This window comes from Meiothermus cerbereus DSM 11376 (genome assembly GCF_000620065.1).
Lineage (GTDB): Bacteria > Deinococcota > Deinococci > Deinococcales > Thermaceae > Meiothermus > Meiothermus cerbereus.
The window spans coordinates 14,543-36,865 of sequence record NZ_JHVI01000030.1 but is presented as its reverse complement, the minus strand read 5'-3'; the positions used below and the strand labels follow the sequence as shown (position 1 = coordinate 36,865).

General features: G+C 63.2%; 21 protein-coding genes. 16 read left to right on the top strand and 5 right to left on the bottom strand.

The window, feature by feature from the left end:
* A partial coding sequence (locus Q355_RS0111420; protein ID WP_027877927.1) for a transposase occupies window positions 1-504 on the top strand: 504 nt, incomplete at its 5' end.
* Window positions 505-615: 111 nt separating this feature from the next.
* Here Q355_RS0111420 and dprA read toward each other — a convergent pair.
* The gene (gene dprA, locus Q355_RS0111415; protein ID WP_027877926.1) at window positions 616-1,629 is read right to left on the bottom strand and encodes a DNA-processing protein DprA; all 1,014 of its coding nucleotides are present in this window, start codon (window positions 1,627-1,629) and stop codon (window positions 616-618) included.
* A gap of 70 nt (window positions 1,630-1,699) precedes the next feature.
* On the opposite strand from dprA, the gene era reads away from it, so the two are divergent.
* Both era and Q355_RS0111405 read left to right on the top strand, forming a co-directional pair.
* The gene (era, locus tag Q355_RS0111410; RefSeq protein WP_027877925.1) at window positions 1,700-2,614 is read left to right on the top strand and encodes a GTPase Era; all 915 of its coding nucleotides are present in this window, start codon (window positions 1,700-1,702) and stop codon (window positions 2,612-2,614) included.
* 3 nt (window positions 2,615-2,617) lie between these two features.
* Window positions 2,618-2,839, top strand: a complete 222-nt coding sequence (locus Q355_RS0111405) for a DUF2905 domain-containing protein (RefSeq protein ID WP_027877924.1) — start codon at window positions 2,618-2,620, stop codon at window positions 2,837-2,839.
* Here Q355_RS0111405 and Q355_RS0111400 read toward each other — a convergent pair.
* Window positions 2,811-3,230, bottom strand: a complete 420-nt coding sequence (locus Q355_RS0111400) for a group III truncated hemoglobin (protein WP_027877923.1) — start codon at window positions 3,228-3,230, stop codon at window positions 2,811-2,813. The two genes, Q355_RS0111405 and Q355_RS0111400, sit on opposite strands and share 29 nt — an antisense overlap.
* A 287-nt stretch (window positions 3,231-3,517) precedes the next feature.
* Here Q355_RS0111400 and Q355_RS0111395 point away from each other — a divergent pair, with 287 nt between their 5' ends.
* The 4 genes from Q355_RS0111395 to Q355_RS0111380 all read left to right on the top strand — a co-directional run bounded on the left by Q355_RS0111395 (window position 3,518) and on the right by Q355_RS0111380 (window position 9,875).
* On the top strand, window positions 3,518-4,495 hold the full coding sequence (locus Q355_RS0111395) for a deoxyhypusine synthase family protein (RefSeq protein ID WP_027877922.1): 978 nt from the start codon (window positions 3,518-3,520) through the stop codon (window positions 4,493-4,495).
* A 112-nt stretch (window positions 4,496-4,607) separates the two neighbouring features.
* Complete coding sequence (locus tag Q355_RS0111390) at window positions 4,608-5,360, top strand: LamB/YcsF family protein (RefSeq protein ID WP_027877921.1); 753 nt, start codon at window positions 4,608-4,610, stop codon at window positions 5,358-5,360.
* 43 nt (window positions 5,361-5,403) lie between these two features.
* The gene (gene pxpB / locus Q355_RS0111385) at window positions 5,404-6,903 is read left to right on the top strand and encodes a 5-oxoprolinase subunit PxpB (RefSeq protein ID WP_027877920.1); all 1,500 of its coding nucleotides are present in this window, start codon (window positions 5,404-5,406) and stop codon (window positions 6,901-6,903) included.
* A gap of 182 nt (window positions 6,904-7,085) precedes the next feature.
* Window positions 7,086-9,875 carry a hypothetical protein gene (locus Q355_RS0111380; protein WP_036259341.1) on the top strand — a complete coding sequence of 930 codons (2,790 nt, stop codon included), beginning with the start codon at window positions 7,086-7,088 and terminating at the stop codon, window positions 9,873-9,875.
* Window positions 9,876-9,955: 80 nt separating this feature from the next.
* Here the strand turns inward: Q355_RS0111380 and pyrF are convergent, their stop codons facing one another.
* Window positions 9,956-10,792 (bottom strand): orotidine-5'-phosphate decarboxylase, encoded by an 837-nt coding sequence (pyrF, locus tag Q355_RS15790; protein ID WP_051529399.1) that lies wholly within the window; start codon window positions 10,790-10,792, stop codon window positions 9,956-9,958.
* Between the two features lie 45 nt (window positions 10,793-10,837).
* Window positions 10,838-11,839 carry an asparaginase gene (locus Q355_RS0111370; RefSeq protein WP_027877918.1) on the bottom strand — a complete coding sequence of 334 codons (1,002 nt, stop codon included), beginning with the start codon at window positions 11,837-11,839 and terminating at the stop codon, window positions 10,838-10,840.
* Between the two features lie 122 nt (window positions 11,840-11,961).
* Here Q355_RS0111370 and Q355_RS0111365 point away from each other — a divergent pair, with 122 nt between their 5' ends.
* The 3 genes from Q355_RS0111365 to Q355_RS0111355 all read left to right on the top strand — a co-directional run bounded on the left by Q355_RS0111365 (window position 11,962) and on the right by Q355_RS0111355 (window position 14,862).
* Window positions 11,962-12,789, top strand: coding sequence for a hypothetical protein (locus Q355_RS0111365; protein ID WP_156941919.1), 828 nt, complete (start codon window positions 11,962-11,964; stop codon window positions 12,787-12,789).
* A 69-nt stretch (window positions 12,790-12,858) separates the two neighbouring features.
* Window positions 12,859-14,370 carry an alkaline phosphatase gene (locus tag Q355_RS0111360; protein ID WP_027877916.1) on the top strand — a complete coding sequence of 504 codons (1,512 nt, stop codon included), beginning with the start codon at window positions 12,859-12,861 and terminating at the stop codon, window positions 14,368-14,370.
* Window positions 14,371-14,427: 57 nt separating this feature from the next.
* Complete coding sequence (locus Q355_RS0111355) at window positions 14,428-14,862, top strand: QcrA and Rieske domain-containing protein (protein WP_027877915.1); 435 nt, start codon at window positions 14,428-14,430, stop codon at window positions 14,860-14,862.
* Window positions 14,863-14,894: 32 nt separating this feature from the next.
* Here Q355_RS0111355 and Q355_RS0111350 read toward each other — a convergent pair whose 3' ends face one another.
* Window positions 14,895-15,248, bottom strand: coding sequence for a DUF309 domain-containing protein (locus tag Q355_RS0111350; RefSeq protein WP_027877914.1), 354 nt, complete (start codon window positions 15,246-15,248; stop codon window positions 14,895-14,897).
* A 99-nt stretch (window positions 15,249-15,347) separates the two neighbouring features.
* Here Q355_RS0111350 and trxA point away from each other — a divergent pair, with 99 nt between their 5' ends.
* The 6 genes from trxA (at window position 15,348) to pgm (ending at window position 22,290) form a co-directional block, all read left to right on the top strand.
* Window positions 15,348-15,680, top strand: coding sequence for a thioredoxin (trxA, locus tag Q355_RS0111345; protein ID WP_027877913.1), 333 nt, complete (start codon window positions 15,348-15,350; stop codon window positions 15,678-15,680).
* A gap of 310 nt (window positions 15,681-15,990) precedes the next feature.
* The gene (locus Q355_RS0111340; RefSeq protein ID WP_027877912.1) at window positions 15,991-17,217 is read left to right on the top strand and encodes a cytochrome P450; all 1,227 of its coding nucleotides are present in this window, start codon (window positions 15,991-15,993) and stop codon (window positions 17,215-17,217) included.
* Window positions 17,218-17,242: 25 nt separating this feature from the next.
* Window positions 17,243-18,229 (top strand): phosphate acyltransferase PlsX, encoded by a 987-nt coding sequence (gene plsX / locus Q355_RS0111335; RefSeq protein ID WP_027877911.1) that lies wholly within the window; start codon window positions 17,243-17,245, stop codon window positions 18,227-18,229.
* A gap of 8 nt (window positions 18,230-18,237) precedes the next feature.
* The gene (locus Q355_RS0111330; protein ID WP_027877910.1) at window positions 18,238-19,290 is read left to right on the top strand and encodes a mechanosensitive ion channel family protein; all 1,053 of its coding nucleotides are present in this window, start codon (window positions 18,238-18,240) and stop codon (window positions 19,288-19,290) included.
* A gap of 52 nt (window positions 19,291-19,342) precedes the next feature.
* Window positions 19,343-20,563 carry an L-2-hydroxyglutarate oxidase gene (lhgO, locus tag Q355_RS0111325; protein ID WP_027877909.1) on the top strand — a complete coding sequence of 407 codons (1,221 nt, stop codon included), beginning with the start codon at window positions 19,343-19,345 and terminating at the stop codon, window positions 20,561-20,563.
* Between the two features lie 68 nt (window positions 20,564-20,631).
* Complete coding sequence (gene pgm, locus Q355_RS0111320) at window positions 20,632-22,290, top strand: phosphoglucomutase (alpha-D-glucose-1,6-bisphosphate-dependent) (protein ID WP_027877908.1); 1,659 nt, start codon at window positions 20,632-20,634, stop codon at window positions 22,288-22,290.
* Window positions 22,291-22,323 lie beyond the last annotated feature (33 nt).

Below are 22,323 nucleotides of genomic sequence, written 5' to 3'. Positions count from 1 at the left end.
TATGACGGGGGCAAGAAAATCAAGGGTCGCAAAAGGCACTTGATGGTGGATACCCAGGGTTTGGTGCTCAAAGTCAAGGTTCTGCCTGCTGACATCACCGATGCCGAAGGCGGGAAAGTGGTGCTACAGGCGGCTTGGGCAACCCAGAGAGACTTCTGTCATCTGTTTATTGACGGTGGCTACAAGCGCCAGTTCGAGGAGTGGGTCAGGCGAACTTTAGGCTGGACGGTGCAGGTCATGCAGCGACCCGATGCCAACTTTCGCGGTATCTGGTGGCCCGATGAAAAACCCATCCCTGATGACTTAGCCGAGGAGCTACTCAAGAAGACCCGAGGGCATCGTGGCTTTGTGGTCATCCCCAGGAGGTGGGTAGTGGAGCGCACCTTTGCCTGGCTAAGTTTCAATCGTAGGCTCAATCGGGACTACGAGTTCCTGCCCGAAACCTCAGAAACCTTTATCTACACGGCGATGATCCGACTTATGGTCAGAAGATTGGCTTCCTAGACGGTTTTAAGACAGTCTCTGAAAACTCCGTTTGGAGCAGGTTAAATCCTCTTGAGTTTGCAGCTTGCAGAAAGTCAGCTTTGCGCTTGGTGAATAAGGAGATGGCCGGAATTACAGCGGGCTGTAGCGTCCGGCGCTGCTTTGCACCAGACCCTTTAGCTCGAGCATCATCAGCACCGAAAGGGTCTCGGCGGTGGAGAGGCCAGTGGTCTGGGCCAGGTCGTCGGGCAGGGCTTCGGAGAGCTCGAGCAAAGCCCGGTACACCTGGGCCTCGCTGCCCTCGAGTTGCACCGCCTGCTTCTTGGGGGCCAGCACCCCCAAGGCATTCAGCACATCCTCGGTGTTTAGCACCAGCCCGGCCCCATCCTGAATCAGCCGGTTGCTTCCCAGCGAAAAGGCATCGCCGGGTCGGCCCGGTACGGCCAGCACATCGCGGCCCAGTTCGGCGGCAAACCGCGCAGTAATCAGGCTCCCGCTCTTTTCTCCGGCCTCCACCACCAGCACCGCTTTGGCCAAGGCCGCCACAATCCGGTTGCGCCGGGGGAACAGCCCGGCCTGCGGGGGGGTTCCCAGCGGAAACTCCGAGAGTACGTTCATCTGTTCGGCCAGGGCCCGGTTCTGGGGTGGATAGAAGCGGTCTATCGCACTGCCCAGCACCCCCAGGGTGTAGCCGCCCCCTTCCAGCGCGCCTTTGTGCGAGGCGGCATCTATGCCCAAAGCCAGCCCCGAGATAATCCCCACCCCGGCCTCGGCCAGCTCACGGGCTACCTTGTGTGTCCAGGCGGTGGCCCAGGGGCTGGCCTTGCGGGTGCCTACGATGCCGATGTTGCGCTCGCTGGGCGGCAGTTCCCCTTTCAGGTACAGCACCGCTGGGGGGCTCTCGAGGTGCCACAACACTGGGGGATAATCGGAATCCCACATGCCAACCAGCCGCAGGCCCAGCCGGGCTGCTTTTTCGCGCTCTTTTTCGGCCAGGCCTTGCTCGAGCGTTCTGGCATAGGCCGCGGCAATTTCGCAGCCCAGCAGATCGGCAATGGCGGCCACACTCAGGTCGGTGGCGAGGGCTTGCTGTAAACGCCTGGGGCCAATCTGGGGGGTGAGTGCAAGTGCCAGAGGGTCGGGCATAGCTCGCATCAGGATAGCTGATGAAGGAGCGCATGAGGGTTTGTTCCCGACCTGCCCCTATACTAGAACCGTGAATGAAGGAACGACCTATTCCGGATTTGTAGCCGTGGTGGGCAAACCCAATGTGGGCAAGTCTACCCTGGTCAACTCTATGCTGGGCGTAAAAATCGCCCCCATCAGCCCCAAGCCACAGACCACCCGCAAACGGGTGCGCGGCATCCACACCGAGGGCAACCGCCAGATTGTGTTTGTGGACACCCCCGGCTGGCACAAGGCCACCGATGCCCTGAGCGAGTACATGATCCGCCAGATAACCGAGGCCCTGGCCGAGGTTAACCTGGTGTTGTGGCTGGTAGATCTGCGGCATCCACCTACCCACGAAGACGAGCTGGTGGCGCGTGCCCTGCGCCCCCTGAAGGGGCAGATACCCATTATTCTCGTCGGCAACAAGGCCGATGCGGCCAAGTACCCCGAGTCGGCCATGCAAGCGTATGCCGAGCTACTGCCGGGCCTGGAAACCCGCATGATTTCGGCCCAGAACGAACGCGACGCCAAAGCCTTGCGTGACGAGGTGCTCTCCCTTCTGCCGGAAGGCCCCTTTTTCTTCCCGCCCGACTTCGCCAAAGGCGACCAGACCCCGGAGGAATGGGCTGCCGAGATTGTGCGCGAAGAGGCCATGAAGCGCCTTAAGGAAGAGCTTCCTTACACCATTGCCACCAAAACCGAGGAATTCGAGCTGCGCCCCGCCCCCGCCGGTGGGGGCGGGGGAATGTTTTACATCCAGGTGAATATCTACGTCGAGCGCGAGAACCACAAGCCCATCCTGATTGGAGAGGGTGGGCGAAAGCTCAAGGAAATTGGGGCGGCGGCCCGCAAGCAGCTCGAGGTCTTTTTATCGCGCAAGGTCTACCTGGATTTGCAGGTCAAGGTTTACCCCAACTGGCGTAAGGATCCCGAAGCCCTGCGGGAACTGGGCTATCATTAGAGCATGGAAGTTGGGCGCTTGCTGCTGGTGTTGGGCCTGGTGCTGGTGGTTCTGGGCCTGACGTGGCTGTATGCCCCTGGGCTTCTGGGCTGGTTTGGCCGCCTGCCTGGAGACATTCGCATCGAGCGCGAGGGTTTTCGCTTGTACTTTCCCCTCACCTCCATGCTGCTGGTTAGCCTGGTCTTGAGCCTGCTGCTTAGCCTGCTCCTGCGCTGGTTTCGCTAGGGGCATCCTGAACGCCCATCGGGACGCTACTTTGCTGGGAAACTCGAGCGTAAATGGTACGGGCTATTGAATGTGCCAGTTGCTTCATGGTGCTGGCATTGGGACCCTTGTAGTGTGCATCGACAGTCTGGGTGAACAGCTCGAGCCAGCGCTCGAAGTGCTCGAGCGTAAGCGGCTTGCGGGCGTTTAGTAACAGGTGCTTGTACATCATGCCACCCTTATACGCGCCGGTGCGCCATAAGATGTTTTCCCAGAAGTCGTGGATGACGGGCAGGTGGTTCATTAAGTCCAGGCCCTCGAACAAATAGCCGATTTGTTCGTCCTGGATGGCTTTGGCATAAAAAGCATCGACCACTACTGCGATATCGGCTCTGGAAGCAAGGTCGTTCACAGGTCAAACCTTATGCCAGGTAGGCCCCAGGGTGAAGTGAGGGTGATTACCATAGCAGCCGCTTTATTTGGATAGATAACAGCCGCGGGTATCCTCTAAGTACACAGCGGCCCCTGGGCTGTTTTGCATAAGCAGGCCGCTCGAGGTCTTGAATTCGTGCTGGACTTGGGTACACTTGCAGGCGGAGCTGAGCAGGCGTTTGGGGCCTGCGGTACTCCGGCGCACGGCACACCCAAGGCCGAAGGGGGGAGCCATATTCGCCCACCCCGCGAGCATGGAGGTACCCTATGGCAAACGGAGAAATCTCGAGGTTCCTAAAGCATCACTTCCGGCACTTCAACGCGGCTACCTTGGTGGATGCCGCCGAAGCCTATCGTGTCCACCTCGAGCAAGGCGGGGTGATGATGGTCACGCTGGCCGGGGCAATGAGCACCGCCGAGCTGGGCCTCTCGCTGGCCGAGATGATCCGCCAGGACAAGGTGCATGCTATCAGCTGCACCGGCGCAAACCTGGAAGAAGACCTCTTCAACCTGGTGGCCCACCACCACTACGAGCGCATTCCCAACTGGCGCGAACTCACCGCCCAGGACGAGCAAAGGTTGCTGGAGCGCCACCTCAACCGGGTCACCGATACCTGCATCCCCGAGATGGAGGCCATGCGGCGGCTCGAGGCGGCCCTGCTGGAGGAGTGGGAAGCCGCCGATAGGGCAGGGGAGCGCTACTTTCCACACGAGTTTTTGTATCGGATTATTCGCTCGGGGAAGCTCGAGCAGTACTACCAGATTGACCCCAAGGATAGCTGGATGGTGGCGGCTGCCGAGAAAAACCTGCCCATCGTGGTGCCGGGCTGGGAAGACTCCACCACCGGCAATATGTACGCGGGCCACTGCCTGAATGGGCATATCAAAAACGTGCATACTGTGCGTACCGGCATCGAATACATGATGGAGCTGGCCCAGTGGTATGTTGAGACCAGCGCCCAGCACTCGATTGGCTTCTTCCAGATTGGCGGGGGCATTGCCGGCGACTTTCCCATCTGCGTGGTGCCCATGCTGCACCAAGATATGCAGCGCCCCGATGTGCCGGTCTGGGGCTACTTCTGCCAGATCTCCGACTCCACCACCAGCTATGGCTCGTACTCGGGCGCTGTGCCCAACGAGAAAATCACCTGGGGCAAGCTGGCTGTGGACACCCCCAAGTTCATCATCGAGTCGGACGCCTCGATTGTGGCCCCTTTGATGTTCGCTTTGGTGCTGGGCTGGTAAGCGCAACCTACCACCACCGCTTCCTACAAATCCCAGCCAGATTTGGGCCGGTGTTGGTGGTATGTCTGTTGAACCATTGACAATCAGACCCAGCCAAATATCGTGATACTTAATGCAGATAGACCTGAACGCCGATGCGGGCGAGTCCTTTGGTAACTGGAAACTGGGACGGGATGAGGAGCTGTTCCCCCTCATCAGCTCGGTCAATGTGGCCTGTGGCTTCCATGCGGGCGACCCCCTGACCATCCGGCGCACCCTCGAGCTCGCCCAAAGCACGGGCGTTGCCGTAGGAGCCCACCCCGGCTTTCCCGACCGGGTGGGTTTTGGGCGGCGGGAGCTGGCGGCCACCCCCGATGAGGTCTACTCCGACGTGCTCTACCAGGTGGGGGCCTTGAGCGCTTTTCTGAGGGTGGCAGGCCTGCCCTTGCACCACATTAAGGCCCACGGGGCCCTGTACAACCGGGCCACCAAAGACCCCGAGACGGCCCGGGCCATCGCCCAGGCGGCTTTGGACTTCAACCCCCAGGTGCCGCTGGTGGTACTGCCCCATACCCCCCTGGAGCAGGAGGCCCAGCGTTTGGGGCTCCGCACCATTGCGGAGGCTTTCCCCGAGCGGGGTTATACCTCCGATGGTCGTCTGGCCCCCAGGGGTACGCCTGGCGCCTGGATTCACGATCCTGCCGAGGCCGCCCGGCGGGCAGTGCAGATGGTGGTGGATGGCCGGGTAGAGGCCGTGGATGGGGGCTGGCTCGAGGTGCGCGCCCAGACCCTGTGCATCCACGGCGACAACCCCAACGCGGTTGAGATTGCCCGGGCCGTCCGGGAGGCGCTGCTGGCCGAGGGGGTGACCGTAGCGACCTACTGAGCAACGGCCCGCTGCCTGTTCGGGCGAGGTATCCTGACCTTCCATGACTCTAGCCGGCTTCTACCTGCCCTTCTCCGAACAGCTCGACCTGGAAGCCAACGCCCAGATGCTGGCCCTGGTGCGGGCCCTGCTGGCCCAGCCGCTGCCGGGTGTGACCGACGTGGTGCCGGGTTATGTGAAGCTCTACCTCGAGTACGACGCCGACCGGGTCTCGCGGGCGCGGGTCGAACGCTGGGTACGCCAACACCTGCAAGCGCTGCCCGATGCGCCAACTGGCAAGGAGCTCGAGCTGCCCGTCCGCTACGACGGGCCCGACCTGCCCTGGGTGGCCGAACAAACCGGCCTTGCGGTAGATGAGGTGGTGCGGCTGCACAGCCAGACCCCCTACCGCGTCTTCGCCACCGGCTTCACCCCAGGCTTTCCCTTCCTGGGGCCCCTGCCCGAGCGCCTGCGGCTGCCCCGCCGGGGTACCCCACGCGCGCTGGTGCCGGCCCACTCGGTGGCGATTGCGGGCAGCCAGACCGGGATTTATCCCCTGCCTTCGCCGGGAGGGTGGCATCTGATTGGGACTGCGCTCACCCAGGTCTACAACCCCCACCGCGAGACAGCGTTTTTGTTGGAAGCCGGCGACCGGGTGCGGTTTGTACCCAGCGAAGGCCCAACCCCGGAGGTGCCTCCCGTAAAGCCCTTGCTGCCGGATGCACCACGGTATCCGGCGCTGCGGGTGGAGGAGGCGGGCTTGCTGGATCTGGTGATGGACGGTGGGCGGCCTTTGTCCGGGCGTTTGGGGCTGGCGGCCTCGGGGGCGCTGGATGGTCGGCTGGCCAGCTTAGCCAACCGACTGGTGGGCAACCTCCCCGATGCGCCGCTCTTGGAACTGACCCTCAAGGGCCCCGTGCTGAGCGCGCTAAGGCCGCTGGTGGCGGCCTTTGTGGGCTACGGGATGCGGCCGTTGGTGGGCGGAACGCCGGTAGAGGTGGCCCAGACCTTTGCTTTGCGCACGGGCGATAAGCTGCACTTTGCCTCGGCCCCCGACGGCGTGCGGGGCTACCTGGCTCTGGCGGGGGGCCTCGAGAGTGCCCGCTTCTTTGGGAGCGCCAGTACCGACCACAGAGGCCTGATCGGGCGGCCCTTGCAGGTCGGCGATGTGCTGGGGGTGGCGCAGCTCAAGGGGGCTCGAGTGGGCTTTGGCCTTGTGCTACCCCCCCTGGGGCAGCGGCGGGTTCGCCTGCTGCCAGGGCCCCAGTACAGCCCGGAGGCGATGCGAGCTTTGTGTTCGGGGCCTTACGAGCTGGCCTCGGGCGACCGGATGGGCCTGCGGCTGGTGGGGCCCGAGGTGCCAGGGGGTGAGCTGATTAGCGAAGCCACCCCGCTGGGGGCGGTGCAGATTACCACCGAGGGCCAGCCCATCGTGCTGCTCAACGACCGGGGCCGCCTTGGGGGCTATGCCAAGCCGGCCCTGGTACACCCCGCCGACTTACCCTGGCTGGCCCAGCTACGTCTGGGGCAAACGGTGCGGTTTGTACCGGCTTTAGATGGGTAGCTTGGAGCTGGAAAACAACCGCTCCCCCGCGATTCGGGATGCAGACGCTGGTTCATTGCCAGGGCTTACCGGCAGGGCTATACCTGCTGGGGGTACAGGCTCCCCCAGCCGGGGGGTGGTTTACAGCCAGGCCCAGACTTGCCACAATACCCTCCAACGGCAGCCCTTTGCTGAGGTGGTTGGTGGATACCGTAGACACTCAGGTCAAGCGCTACTTTCGTACCCAGTTTCACCTGGCGGCCCCCCTTTCGCCAGGTCGCTTTGAGGCGGTGCTGGCCAAGCGCATTGGCAGCCCTGCCCGACGAAAACCCATCCTGGACGCCTGGAAAGCCTATTTAGAGGCTGAGGGAGGCGACCTGGAGGTGGTGCGAAGTTTTTACTCAGCGGTGCTGAGCCATCCGCGGGAACGGCTGGAAGCTTTGGTGTACGCCATGCACCTGCCATTTATCGAGTTTTATGTAAGGGTTCTGCCCCAGCTTCTGCCGGCGGAGGGGCGGGTGCTGGAGGTGGGGGCTTTTACCGGGGCGCTGGTATCGCTATTGCGCGAGGCCAGGCCCGAACTGGAGTGGCATGCCCTGGAAGGGGTGGCGCAGGCCGTGGAGCTGGGCCAGGCCCGTACCGGCGGGGGTGTGCAGTGGTACCAGGGCTGGTTTCCCGACCAGCAGGGCCTGCCAAGCATGGACGTGGTGCTGCTGCTTTCCTGCATGCCCGAGGGATACCTGAGAGACCTGTCAGAGACCCTCGAGGAGGCCGAATACCTGCAGCGCTTCGACCTGTTGCAGCGTCTGCGGGGCCTGGAGGGTTTGCTCAAACCGGGGGGCTTGCTGGCCTATGGGCACGGGCCCTTTCTGGGCAAGAATCCGCAGGCCGTCCAGCAGGCCCTAAGGCAGCTGGGGTTTGACCAGGTGCAGGTAGTGGGGGAGGGCGATTATGCGCTGGTTACGGCCCGTATGCCAGTTGCCCTGCTGCAGCCAGGGCCAGCCCAGACTCTTCCCATAGACCATGCCCCAAACCCAGGTGAGCCGCTGTCCTTGCCCTCGAGCGAGGAAATATGGGCCTTGCTCGAGGAAGGGGCTTATGCAGAGGTTTTGCGACGGCTACCCGAGGGCACCACGGGCGAGCTGGCCTACCTGCGGGGCCGGGCTTTGCTGGCCCTATCGCGCTTTGCCGAAGCCGATGCAGCGCTGGCCCTGGCCCACCACCCCGAAGCCGAAAACTTGCGGGTGCTGTGCTGGGCCGAGCTGGAAGACTACCAGCGGGCCTTGCCGCGCCTGGAAGAGCTTTCGAGTCGTGGGGGTCGGTACAAGTTGGCCCTGGGTAAGGTGTATCTGGGTTTGGGGCGCCTGTCGGAGGCCTTGCGCCAGCTTTACGAATGCGGCCTGCCCGAGGCCGATATCTATCTTAAAACCACCTTGGAACGCATCGAAGAGCGGGTGCAGCGCTTGTGCCGCGAGGGCGACTGGAGCGAGGCCAGCCGCCGTGTGGAGTTTGTGGAGGATCTCTCGCCGGAACTGCTGACACGGGGCCTGCTGCGCTTGGGTTTGCAGGCCGCTTTGCAACAGGGTTTGTGGGGCCGGGCGGCCCGTTATGCCCAGCACCTGTATGTGCTGGGGGAGGCACATGGAGCCTTGGGACTGGCCTTAGCAGGTCTGAAGGTGCGAGGCCCCGAGGTGCTGGACAAGGTGCCCCTGGCCGACTTGAAAGGGGTAGAGCCCTACCTGACCGATGCGGTGGCCCGGGCCGAGGACGCCACCGCGCTTTTGGCCCTGGGCCTGCTGCGCCACCGGGAGGGGCGGCATACCGAGGCGGTGCGCTACCTCGAGCGGGCCGTACGGGCTTCTAGGGGCGAGGCAGCCGGTCTGGCCTACCACCTGCTGGCCCTCTCCAAGCGGGCTTTGGGCCTTCCGGTGCTCGAGGTGCTGGGCGACCACAAGCGGGCCCACGCCCACCGGGCCTACCCGGTTACCCAGCTTTTTGAGCTGGCCCTGGAAGCTAAAGAGGCCGGTGAACCGGTGCTGGCGCGGGAGTTTCTGGGCCGCGTGCGCGAGGCGGGTCTGCAGCCTTTTAGCCAGATTGAGCCGGTGCTCAAGCTGGTGGAAGAGCTCGAAGGCCCCTGGGAAGCCTTTCGCATGCTCAGCCAGAGCCTGGAGGGCACTGCAGAGCCGCCCCTGGAGCACCTCGAGCTGGCCTACCGCCTCTCGCGCAGCTTTTCCCAGAGCCGGGAGGCCGAGACCGTGCGGGGGCAGTACCTGGCCGCGCTTTATAACGCGGGGCAGGCCCTGGGGGCCGAGGGGCTGCTTTTGTCCGAGCTGGCCCGCAACCCCGAGGCCCTCGAGGTTCTTTACGACCTAGCCGAACACTACGAGCGCACCGGGGCCTACCAGAAGGCCGCCCAAACCTGGCGCAAGGCCCTGGAGATTGCCTATTACTGGGAGAAAGACCTTCAGCTTTCGCGGGAGATTCTGCGCAACCTGCTCTTTTTAAACCCCACCGACCCCGATTTGCAGCTCTACCTGGAAGAGCTCAAGGCCACCTCGAGGGCCCTGGCTACCCTCGAGGGTAGCCCCGATACCCTGGCGGGCACTACGCCTGAGGGCCTGATGCGGGAGGGGTTGCCCCGCTTCCACGGGGAGTACCTGATCGTGGTGGGGGGCCACACCCAGCTCCGCAGCCGCCTGACCCCTGTTTTGCAAAATCAGGGCCTCGAGCTCGACTGGTTCGACTCCGACTCCTACGCGGCCGGACGGGAGGTGATACGGCGCATCCAGAGCCGCCTCGAGCGGGCCCACGGCCTGATGATCATCAGCAGCTATGTGGGCCACGATCTTTCCGAGCCGGTGCGTCTGGAAGCCGAAAACCTGGGGGTGCCGGTCTACATTACCCCAGGCCGGGCCCGGGGCATTACCGGCTTTTTGCGGGCGGTCGCCGAGTTCGCCCCGCAGATGTTCAGACGGGCGCTCAAAGGTGGTTGAGGCCGGTTTTCAAGTGGTAATACCGGATTCAAAAAGATACTCTTCAAACAAAAAACATCAAGGGGCTATCTTTTTGAATCCTAGAGCACTCCCTTCGGTCGGGTTAGTTCGTCACCGTTCGGTGACGAACTAACCGAATCTGGTATAAGGGCTTGCAGGTACTCCTCAGACCGGCGAATAGCAGTTTCCAGGTCTGCTTTCTCCCCGGGGTAGTATAGGGCCCGACTGGCCGAATTGAGCAATCCCGGGCCCCGCAGCACCTGCCCCCCCTGCGCTCCCAGTCCAGGCAGCAGCAGCAAAGAGTGGGGCAGACGCGCGCGTATCTCGCTAACCTGTGCGGGATAGGTAGCGCCGACCACAGCCGCTACGCGCGACCAGTCGCCCACCCGCTGCTGCTCGGCCTGCTGGGCCAGGTAATCCGCCACCGCCATGTACAGCCTGCCGCCTTGCTCCAGCTTTAAGTCCTGGAAGAGCCCCGAGCCGGGGTTGGAGGTTTTGACCAGCACGAACACCGTCCCTCCAGACTGCCTTGCTGCTTTGAAAAAGGGCTCCAGGGCATCGCTGCCCAAATAAGGGTTTACCGTCAGGGCCGAGCCGGGGTAAGCCTCCAGATAGGCCCGGGCGTAGGCCTCCGCCGTTGAGCCGATGTCACCCCGCTTGGCGTCCACAATCACCGGCAGCGAGAGCACCCGGGCCCCCACCAGCAGCTCGTGCATCAGGGCAAAACCCTGTGGCCCCAGTGCCTCGAAGAAGGCCGCCTGAAACTTCACCGCAGCAAGCTTGGGGGCCAGGGCCTCCATGAGCTCGAGGGTGTAGCGGCGGATATGGGCCAGGGGTTCTGGGCCGTGTAGCTCCGGCCGGGGGTCTACCCCCAGCACCAGGGGGGGGCGTTGTGCGACCTCTTCGACAAACTCCATAGCCAAGAGCCTACCTTGTTTCAGGCTAAGTCCATACGGCTTTTTTTAGCCATCAACCCAGTGCAGCTCGAGCTTCGCCTCCAGATGCCCAACCTCGAGCTTCCGCACGTTCCGCACAATGGGCCGCCGCCATTCGAGCGCCACCTCGGGCGAAAGGGCCTCGAGCACCTCCAGCAACCGAATTACCATGGGCTCTCGGGCCTCGTTGGAGCCGCTTTCCACCTTGAGGGCGATTCCAATTGGGCCCCAGCGGGTTTCACGCAGGGCCATGCCGTAATAGCCGTCGGCCCCGCGCTTGGCCGCCAGGTGGGGAACGGTCTGCATCAGCACAGTGTCGATGCTACGGGGCCCGGCTACCAGCTCGGGGTGCTGGCGCATGGCCCGAAAAACCGCTTCCAGGCCTTCTCGATACTTTTCCGGTGCGGCCTCGGGCTTCGCCAGCAGGGCAAACATCCGGGCTGCCGGGGCTAAGGGCAGCACAAAGGTGGGCACACTACAGCCATCCACACCATAGGGGATGTGTTGATGTCCCGACAGGTCGCGCAGGGTTTGCAGGTTGAGCTGCTGCACCGGGTGCTCGGGCTGCTCGTAGCCCCTAGGTTCGACCCCCAGGGCCATCGCCGCGGCCAGCATACCGGTGTGTTTGCCCGAGCAGTTGTTGTGCAGCACGGTGGCGGGCTGGCCGGCTTGCTGCAGGGCCTTGCGCGCGGCCAGGTCGAAGGGCGGGTGGATGCCACAGGCCAGGTAGCTCTCGTCCAGCCCAATCTTGCGCAGGTAGTTGGTGGCCATAGTCACGTGCTGCTCCAGCCCATCGTGGGAGGCGCAGGTCAGCGCGACCTCGGCGGGGGTAATGCCAAAGCGCTCGATGGCCCCGCTCAGATAGAGGGCCAGGGCTTGAAAGGGTTTGGCCGAGGAGCGCATGTGAGCCGACAGATGGGGGTTGCCGCTATAGGCCAGCAGGTTGCCCTGGGGCCCCACAATAGCCAGCGAGACCTTGTGGCGGTTCTCAATGAGGCCCCCGCGGTAGGCGTAGGTGTAAGCATCCATCGCACATAGCCTATCGCTTTGGGCTGCTGCTGGTAAGCAGGTACAGGTTTGTCTGGTCGGGTCTTGTGGAACCAGGGGCTGGTAACACGCGCGCCGGGATGTCCCTCTGTTACCCTGGCCTTATGCAAACACGGTGGAGTGTGCTGTTGGTTTTGGGTTTGTCGGTGGCGCAGGCTCCTCAGGCGGCGGTTCTGCTGCGCCTGAACGACGCACAGAGCGCGGTAGTAGTGGGTGTGTTTCAGGGTGGGCGTTTTCTCGAGGCCGAGCAGCTAACCCGCCTCGAGGCCCGGCGTTACCAGGTGTTTGGCCCGGCGGGCCGCATCAACCAGGCCCAGGGGGCGGGGGGGCTCACAACGCCTGACATCTGTGACTGGAACCGGGAAACCCCCTTGGTGCTGCTCGAGCGCCGCGCCATCCAGTACCCTGCCTATGCCATTGCTGCACCCTGGAACCCCCAGCCCCGCCGGGTGGTCTCGTTTGCTCCCACCCCTGCTCACCTGCAGGCGGTAGCTGCCGAGCTGAGTCGTCGCAAGATCAAAAAAGCCCCCAACATCACCCAGGCTTTGCGGGTGGACTTAGACGCCGACGGGCGCGACGAGGTTCTCCTGAGCGCCAACCAGCCCGGCTTTTCCCTCAATGCTGGGCGGATTGAGGGCAGCTATGCCAGCGAAGTGGGCGACTACGGTCTCATCATGGTACGCAAACTGTTGAGCGATACCGACCTGCGCACTTTTGTGTTGGACGTGACCCACCTCGAGAAGCCCTTCGACGGCACCGAGGGCATGCCCACCGTGATCACCCGCCGTATCGGGGCCATCCTCGACCTCGATGGCGACGGCAGAATGGAAATCATCACCGAGGATTGGGTACACGAAGGGTGGGGCAGTACGGTCTGGCGTTGGAATGGCCGGCAATTTGTGAAGGTGCTCGAGTGGGGCTGCGGAGTGTAGCCCAAGCCCGCTTGCCCCTTGACCTGAGCCTGACATCTGCTCTCCAGCATAGTAGCTGGAGGTAAAGGGATGAAACGTAGAGACTTGATCAAAGCAGGGGTTATGGCAGGAGCAGCCGCGGCCCTCTCGGCCCAGTCCCAGAGCGCCCTATCCAACCAGCCGGGCATCCTGACCCGGGCCCGTAACCTGATTTTCTTCGTCTACGACGGGATGGGCTGGGAAGATTACGCCATTGCGCAGTTCTACTCGAGGCGGGTGCTGGGCAAGCCGCTGGCCCTCGAGCGCTTCCTGGCCACGGGTGTGAGCGGGCTGCAGAACACCAACAGCCTGACCAGCTTCGTCACCGAGTCCAGCGCAGCCGGCAACGCCTGGAGCACCGGGGTCAAGACGGTCAACGGAGGGCTGGCCATTCACGCCGACGGGCGCAAGCTGACCCCCATCTTCGCTCTGGCCAAACAGCAAGGCAAAGCGGTGGGCCTGGTCTCCACCGCCACCATCACCCACGCCACCCCGGCCAGCTTCGTGGTCTCCAACCCCGACCGCAACGCCGAGGAGCAGATTGCCGAGCAGTACCTGGAGTTTGGCGCGGAGGTCTACCTGGGCGGGGGCACCCGCTTCTTTGACCCGGCGGTGCGCCGCGACAAGAAGGATATGTACGCCGCTTTTGCCGCCAAGGGCTATGGCGTGGTGAAAAACCCCAGGGAGCTCGAGGCCTCCAACGCCTCCAAGCTCTTGGGCGTGTTCAGCAGCAGCCACGTGCCCTACGAGGCCGACCGGCGCTTCCAGGGCGTAGACGTGCCCAGCCTGGCCCAGATGACCCGCGCCGCCCTCCCGCGCCTGGCCGCCCACTCCAAGGGGTTTGTGCTTCAGGTCGAGGCCGCCCGCATTGACCACGCCAACCACCTCAACGACCCCGCCGCCACCCTGTGGGACATTCTGGCCGCCGACGAAGCCCTGGAAGTGGTGATGAACTTCGTAGACCAGAACCCCGACACCCTGCTCATCATCGGTTCCGACCACGTCTGCGGGGCCCCCGCGCTGTATGGTACGGGCCGCTCGTACTTGGAGGGCAGCGCGGGTGTGCTGCTGCTTGCCAACCAGAAGGGCACCTTCGAGTTTATGCTGGCCCGCCTGGGCAACAACCCCAGCCCCGAGCAGGTGGTGGAGCTCTTCCGCACGGTGAAGGGCGTGGCCCTCAAGCCTGAGCAGGCCCAGGTCGTGGTGGACGCCATCACCAAGCGGGTCTATCTGCCCGACACCGTGCGCTACAGCGTCCAGCCCGCCAACACCCTCTCCTGGGTGATGCGCCAGACCGATGCCAACAAGCCCGACCTGCCCAACATCGGCTGGAACTCGGGCCAGCACACCGCCAGCCCCACTGTGTTTGGGGTGTATGGGCGGGGTGTGGCCGCAGCGCGGATCGGTCTGATTGACAACACCTACAACTTCACCCTGATGACCCGGGCTTTGGGCATCCGCTTCCAGAACCCGGTCATGAGCGAGCAGGAGGCCCTCGAGGTCCTCAAGAGCCGGGCCGAGCAACCCTGGAAGCACCCCGAGGATGCCCTGGCGCTGGTGTAAGCGCGTTTCCCGAGGGCAGGAGGAGCCACCTCCTGCCCTAGCTTATAGGAGCCAGCTATGAATAGGCGTGATGCGACCAGGGCCCTTGTGGGCGGCCTTTTGATGCTAGGAGGTGCTCGAGGTCAGCAAAGTCCGGCGGCGGTGCGGATCGGCGAGCTGCGCCAGCTCCCTGAAGTGTGGGCCGACCTCGAGTTCCGCTTTGCCAACCAGCCCTGCCTTCTGGTGCGGGTTCCACCCCCCAAGGAGGCCAGCCCGCGCATCTTCAAAGCCGGCGAGCAGGTCTACCTCACCGCCTACTCCCGCCTCTGCACCCACCAGGGCTGCACCGTACCACTGCCCGACCGGCAGCAGAACATCGAGTGCGGCTGTCACGGCAGCCGTTTCAGAGCCGATGGCTCGCTGCTGGCCGGGCCGGCCAGCCAACCCCTGCGGGCCATTAGGCTCGAGCTGCTCGAGGGGGTGGTCTGGGCGGTGGGGTGGCAGGATTCCTGACAACTTTTGTACACCTTCTGCAGGTCTGTTGGCTAATCTAGCGTGGATAACAGAGGGAAAGGCGGGATCTTTCCGGGTCCTGCTTGCAGGGCCTGGCGGGTCTCCTCAATCAGCGCGCTGACCCGGATGCCCTGGTAGGTGGCCGGAAGGTTTTTTAGGTGCCCCAGGGCTTTGTGGAAATTGCGCCAGCCGCCGCTTTGGCTGCTGCGGGCTTTGTGCAGGGCTGCGGCCAGCAGGATGATGCCGTGGGTCAGCTCGCGCTCGGGCCCGGAAAGCCTGCGCCAGAGGGGCTCGAGGGCTTCGTGTACCTCCCAGAACTGGCCTTGATGCCACAGTGCAATGGCCTCGAGGTACTCTGGAGTATCCAGTAGATGAAGGGCTTGCACTATAAAAAGTGTATCGGCTTTCCCTGGGTTCTACCAGGCGTGCTAAAGTGTGGAGCCTGGGGGCCTGAGCCCAGGCCCAGGTGTGTGAGGTAAACAACTATGTCCAAACCCATCGAAGTAAACGACGCTAATTTTGACGCCATCCTCAAGGAAAATCAGTATGTGCTGGTGGATTTCTGGGCCGAGTGGTGCGGTCCCTGCCGCATGGTAGCCCCGGTCATGGAAGAGCTGGCCAAAGAATACGCAGGCAAGGTAACCGTGGCCAAGCTCGACGTGGATGCCAACCCCCAGACCGCCATGAAGTTCCGGGTGATGAGCATCCCTACCATCATCCTGTTCAAAAACGGCCAGCCGGTCGAGGTGATGGTGGGTGCGGCCCCCAAGAGCAACTTTGTGGCGCGCCTGAACAAGCACGTCTCGGTCAGCGCCTAGCCTTCAACCCAGGCCAAACTTGGGCACCGCTGCAATGGCCTAAGCGTACCTTGTGCTGAGAAAGCAGTCTAAAGCCAGCTTGCGGGCGACGGTCTAACAAAATGGCCTTAAGAATCGGTTATATGTCTTTGATTTGTTCTTCTTCTGGGGCCCCCGCCTGAAGCGCGGATAGCACCAGCTCGAAAAACCAGGGTACTCAGACAATCCCTAACGGAACGATTCGGGCGAGGTTCATATTAGATAAGGCTGGCCTGCAAGGAACAGCTTCACCCCCTTACCCGTATAGGCAAGGGGGATTATCCTTTTCTTGATGCAAAGCTACCACCTCAACATCAACGACCCCGCCTTCATCTACGACCCCTACCCCACCCTGGCCCACCTGCGGGAAAACCTGCCGGTCTTCTACGACGAGGTCTGGAACAAGATTTTCTTTTTGCGCTACGAGGACATCGCCCACCTCTTGCGCGACAAACGCCTGGGGCGCTCGATTACCCACGTCCTCTCCCGCGACGAGCTGGGCTGGCCCCCGCCCAACCCGCTGACGCGCGACTTCGATCACTTCCAGGAAAACCACATGCTCGACAACGAGCCACCCAAGCACACCCGCCTCAAAAGCCTGATGATGAAAGCCTTTACCCCGGCCCGGGTGGAGGGGCTGCGCGGGAAAATCCAGGCCATCGTCAACGGTCTGCTGGATCGGGCCGAGGATCTGGGCCAGATGGATCTGCTCAAAGACTACGCCGAGCCGCTGCCGGTCACGGTGATTGCCGAGCTGCTGGGGGTTCCCGAGGAGGATCGCCGCTACCTGCGCCCCTGGTCGGCCAAGATTGTCAAACTGTACGAGCTGGGTTTCACCGAAGAACAGGCCAAAGAGGCCAACCAGGCGGTGGTGGAGTTTTCGGCTTACATCAAGGGGCTCGCCGACGAGCGCCGTAAAAGGCCGGGCGACGACCTGATCTCGGCCCTGGTACAGGTGGAGGAGCAGGGGGACAAGCTCACCCCCGATGAGCTGGTGGCCAACTGCATTCTGCTCTTGAACGCCGGCCACGAGGCCACCGTCAACGGCACCACCGCGGGCTTTCTGGCCCTGGCCCGCAACCCCCAGCAGATGGAGCAGGCCAAGGAGGCTGCGGCCAAAAACCATCCCGAGTTTTTCAAGCTGGCCGTGGAGGAACTGCTGCGCTATGATACCCCGCTGCCCATGTTCGAGCGCTGGGTGCTGGAAGACTTCGAATACAAAGGTATTCCGCTGCGCCGGGGCCAGGAGGTGGCGCTGATGTATGCCTCGGGCAACCGCGACCCGCGCAGGTTTGCCAACCCCGACCGCCTCGAGCTCACCCGCCGCGATAACCTCCACCTGACCTTTGGCCTGGGCATTCACTACTGCATCGGGGCCCCGCTGGCGCGGCTCGAGCTCCAGACTTCCTTCCAGACCCTGCTCAAGCGGCTGCCCCAGATTCACCTGGCCACCGATAAAATCGAGTACGCTGGGGGGTTCGTCATTCGCGGACACAAGGCCATGCCGGTGGCGTGGTAGGGAGGTTGGCCTTAGGCTATTACCCGTGAAACCGATTGCCATAGATGCCATGGGGGGCGACCACGCCCCCAAAGTTACGGTAGAAGGCGCTCTTTTGGCGCACAAACAGGGGATTCCCGTGGTTCTGGTAGGCCCCACCGCGGTGCTGAAACAAGAATTGCAACAACAGGGGGGCGATCTGCCCATTGTCGAGGCTCCCGAGTACATCACCATGCAAGACCACGCCACCGACGTGCGTAAGAAGCGCCGGGCCTCCATCAACGTGTGCATGGAACTGGTCAAGCAGGGCGAGGCCTCGGCGGTGGTGGCCATGGGACATACCGGGGCTACGCTGGCCTCGGCCCTGTTCAACCTGGGGCGCATACAGGGGGTAGACCGGCCCACCCTGCTGATCGAGCTGCCCAGCGAGCGGGGCCGCACCTACCTGGCCGATGGCGGGGCCAACGTAGACTGCAAGCCCGAATGGCTGGTGCAGTTTGCCGTGATGGCTACGGCCTATGCCCAGGCTCAGGGGGTAGCCGACCCCAGCGTAGGGCTGCTCTCGATTGGCGAGGAGGAGCACAAAGGCAACGAGCTCACCCTGCAAACCTTTCCCATGCTCAAGGCCACCCCCGGCATCCACTTCTTCGGCAACGTGGAAGGGCGCGACATCTTCAAGGGCACCACCGATATCGTGGTGACCGACGGCTATACCGGCAACGTGGTGCTCAAGCTCGCCGAAGGCGAGGCCCGTACCCTCTTCAAATGGGTGCGGGAAGCCCTGAGCGGCGGTTCCTGGCTGACCAAAATTGGAGCCTTGCTGGTGCGTGGTGCGTTACAGGGTTTGCGTGCCAAGATGGATCCCGCCGAGTACGGTGCGATGCCCTTGTTGGGGGTGGAAGGCCCGGTCTTTATCGGGCATGGTTCTGCCGATGGGCGGGCAGTTCTTAGCGCCATCCGCAAGGCTAAAGGCGTGGTGGAAGCGGGGCTGGTGGAACGGGTACGGGCGGGAATTTCCCTCCTGGCCAGGTAGGAGCAGCTATGGAGACCTCGAGCCTGTGGCTTCGCATACTTACCAGCATCGGCCTGCTGATTCTGGGCTTCTGGGTAGGGCGGGCCGGGGCGGGTCTGGCGGGCTGGCTGGCCCGGCTTACCCCCGACACCCGTGACGACCGCTACTGGCGGCTGGCCGGCGCGCTCTGGTGGGCGCTGACTGCGGCGATGGTGGCTTCGCTGGCGGCGCAGGTGTGGCGGGTCGAGCTCGAGCCCTTCCAGAGCTGGGGCCAGACCCTCTCGAGCTGGCTGGGCGAGCGCGGGCTAGCGGTGTTGCTCATCCTGGGCGCGACCTCGCTGGCTTTGCGCCTGGTGCCGCGCCTGTTGCAGCGCGTGCCGGTGGGGTCGGGCGAGTTCACCCGCGAGCAGGTGCGGGCCCAGACCCTCAAGAGCGTGCTGGAGTCGGTCTTACAGGTGCTGATTGTGGTGCTGGGGCTCTTGTTTGCCCTTTCCAACCTGGGCCTCAACGTAACCGCCCTGCTGGCCGGGGCCGGGGTGGTGGGCCTGGGGGTCTCGCTGGCGGCGCAGAACCTTATTCGGGACGTGCTAAACGGCTTTTTCATCCTGCTGGAAGACCAGTATGGGGTGGGCGACGTGATCACCGTGGGGCAGCTCTCGGGTGGGGTGGAGCGCTTTAATCTGCGCATTACGGTACTGCGCGATCTGGAAGGCCGGGTGCACTTTATCCCCAACTCCACCATCCAGCAGGTCACGGTGATGAGCCGCGACTGGGCCCGCGCGGTGGTGGACGTCTCGGTGGCCTACGAAACGCCTATAGACAAGGCCCTCGAGGTGGTGCGCTCGGAGGCCGAGGCCTTCTACCACGACCCCGAGTGGCGCGATAGGTTCACCGACCAGCCCCCTGAAACCCTGGGCATCCAGCAGCTCGCCGAGTCGGGCATCCTGATTCGGGTGCTCTTCAACACCAAGCCCAAAGAGCAGTGGGCTGTGGGGCGGGAGTTCCGCCGCCGCATCAAGCTGAGGCTCGATGCCGAAGGTATCGCCATTCCCTACCCCACCCGGCGCATCGTAAAAGCCTAGGGCAACCGCACCTGCACATGGGCCCAACCTGGGCGGGCATAAAATGAGTGGGATGAAAACCTGCGATTACCTGATCATCGGTGGGGGCATTGTGGGCCTGACGATTGCCCTGGAAATCAAAAAGCGAGATGCCAGGGCCAGCGTGGTGGTGCTGGAAAAAGAGAAAGAGCTGGCCCAGCACGGCTCGGGGCGCAACTCCGGTGTGCTGCACGCGGGGTTTTACTACACCGCCGACTCCCTCAAGGCCCGCTTCACCCGCGAGGGCAACGCCCGCTGGAAGCAGTTTGTGGAGGAGCGGGGCCTCAAGATCAACCGCTGCGGCAAGCTGGTGGTGGCCAAAAACCAGCAGGAAGTGGAGGGCCTGCGCGAGCTTAAGCGCCGTGGCGACCTGAACGGGGTGGAGACCTATCTGATTACCCTCGAGGAGGCCAAAAAAATCGAGCCTCGGGTCAAGTCCACCGAGCTGGCCCTGTGGTCGCCCAATACCGCTACCGTAGATCCCAAGGCCTGCATGGCCGCCATCGCCGCGGAGTGCCAGGCCCGGGGCATCGAGATTCACCTGGATAGCCCCTACCAGGGTCGGCGCGGCCAGGACGTCCTCACCCCTCAGGAGGTCTACAGCCCGGGCTTTGTGGTCAACGCCGCCGGCCTCTACGCCGACCGGGTAGCCCACGACTTTGGCCTGGGGCTGCGCTACCGTATCCTGCCCTTCAAGGGGCTGTATGTGTATGGCTCTGAACCCGTGGGGGCCCTCCGAACCAACATCTACCCGGTGCCCGACCTGCGCAACACATTTCTGGGCGTCCACTTTACCGTTACGGTGGATGGCAAAGCCAAAATTGGCCCTACCGCCATTCCGGCCTTCTGGCGGGAAAACTACGAAGGCCTGAAGGGCTTCGATGCTGCCGAGGCTCTCTCGATATTGCGGGACGAGGCTATTTTGTTCTTCCGCAACGACTTTAACTTCCGCAGCCTGGCCTTAGAAGAGATCAAAAAGTACTCCAGGGCCTATCTGGTCAGGCAGGCTTCGGCGCTGCTGGAAGATGTTCGGCTGGAGAACTACCAAACCTGGGGCCGACCGGGCATCCGCGCCCAGCTCTACGACCACCAGGACAAGAAGCTGGTGATGGACTTCTTGCTCGAGGGCAACCCTCAGGGGCTGCACGTGCTGAACGCCATCTCGCCAGCCTGGACGGCTGCAATGCCCTTTGCCGAGTATGTGGTGGATCAGATTGAGGCGCTGCACAAAGGAAAAGAAGTAGCGCAGGCCTAGCTGCGCTCGAGCCCGCCATTTGCCCAACCATTGCCCCCTGCAATAGACTCCTGGCAGAAGGAGTGGTTATGAGCCTACATCCCCTGGCCGGCAAACCTGCACCCCACAGCATTCTGGTCAACATTCCCCGGCTAGTAAGCAGCTACTACGCCCTGCGGCCCGACCCACAAAACCCAGCCCAGCAGGTGGCTTTTGGCACCAGCGGCCACCGGGGCACTTCCCTGGCGGGAACCTTCAACGAGGCCCACATCCTGGCGGTGGCCCAGGCAGTAGCGGAGTACCGCGCCGAGCAGGGCATTACCGGGCCGCTTTTTATGGGCATGGATACGCATGCGCTCTCCGAGGCGGCCTGGATCACGGCGGTGGAGGTGCTGGCGGCCAATGGGGTGGATGTACGGGTCGAAAAAGGGCGGGGCTATACCCCCACCCCTCTCATCTCGCACGCCATCCTCGAGCACAACCGGGAGCACAACCGACATCGCAGCAGTAACCTGGCCGACGGTATCGTAATTACCCCCAGCCACAACCCCCCCCAGGACGGGGGCTTCAAGTACAACCCCCCAAATGGCGGGCCTGCCGATACCCGCGTAACCAAAGTGATTCAGGAGCGGGCCAACCAGATATTGCGGGACGGTCTTATCGAGGTGAAGCGCTGGCCCCTTAGCAAGGCGCTTTTGGCAGTGGAGGAGTTCGACTTTGTTACGCCCTACGTAAGCCAACTGGGCAGCATCCTCGATATGGAGGCCATCAAGGCGGCGGGGGTGCAGATTGGCGTGGATCCACTGGGCGGCGCTTCGCTGGCGGTCTGGCAGCGTATCGCCGAACACTATGGGCTCAACCTGACCATTGTCAACGAACGAATTGACCCCAGTTTTTCCTTCATGACCGTAGACAAAGACGGCAAAATCCGCATGGACTGCTCCTCGCCCTATGCCATGGCCTCACTCATTGGCCTAAAGGACCGCTTCGATGTGGCCATCGGCAACGACCCTGACGCCGACCGGCACGGCATCGTGACCCCGGACGGCCTGATGAACCCCAACCACTACCTGGCGGTCTGTGTCCACTACCTGTACCAGAACCGCCCCCAGTGGCAGGCCAGCCTGGGGGTGGGGAAGACACTGGTCAGCAGCAGCATGATTGACCGGGTGGCAAAGCACCTGGGCCGGCGGCTGGTGGAGGTGCCGGTGGGCTTCAAGTATTTTGTGGACGGGCTTTTGCAGGGAACCCTGGGTTTTGCGGGCGAGGAGAGCGCCGGGGCCTCCTTTTTGCGTATGGACGGCTCGGCCTGGAGCACCGACAAAGACGGCATCATTCTGGGCCTGCTGGGCGCCGAGATTCTGGCCAAGACGGGTAAATCGCCCAGCCAGCACTACCGCGATCTGGAAGCGAGGTTTGGTTCCTCGGCCTACAGTCGTATGGATGCGGAAGCGAACAGCGCCCAGAAAAAAGCCCTTTCCAACCTTTCGCCCGAGATGGTCACGGCCACCTATCTGGCTGGTGAACCCATCCTAGCCAAGCTAACCCGCGCACCCGGCAACAACGAGCCCATCGGGGGGCTCAAGGTGGTCACCGAGAACGCCTGGTTTGCTGCCCGGCCTTCGGGCACCGAGGACGTGTACAAGATTTACGCCGAAAGCTTCAAGGGGCCGGAGCACCTCGAGCGCGTGTTGGCCGAGGCCAGGGCTCTGGTGGGTGAGGCTTTTCGCCAGGCCGGGGTCGGATAGCAACCAGCGCTGGTCAACACCCAGGACGTGCGG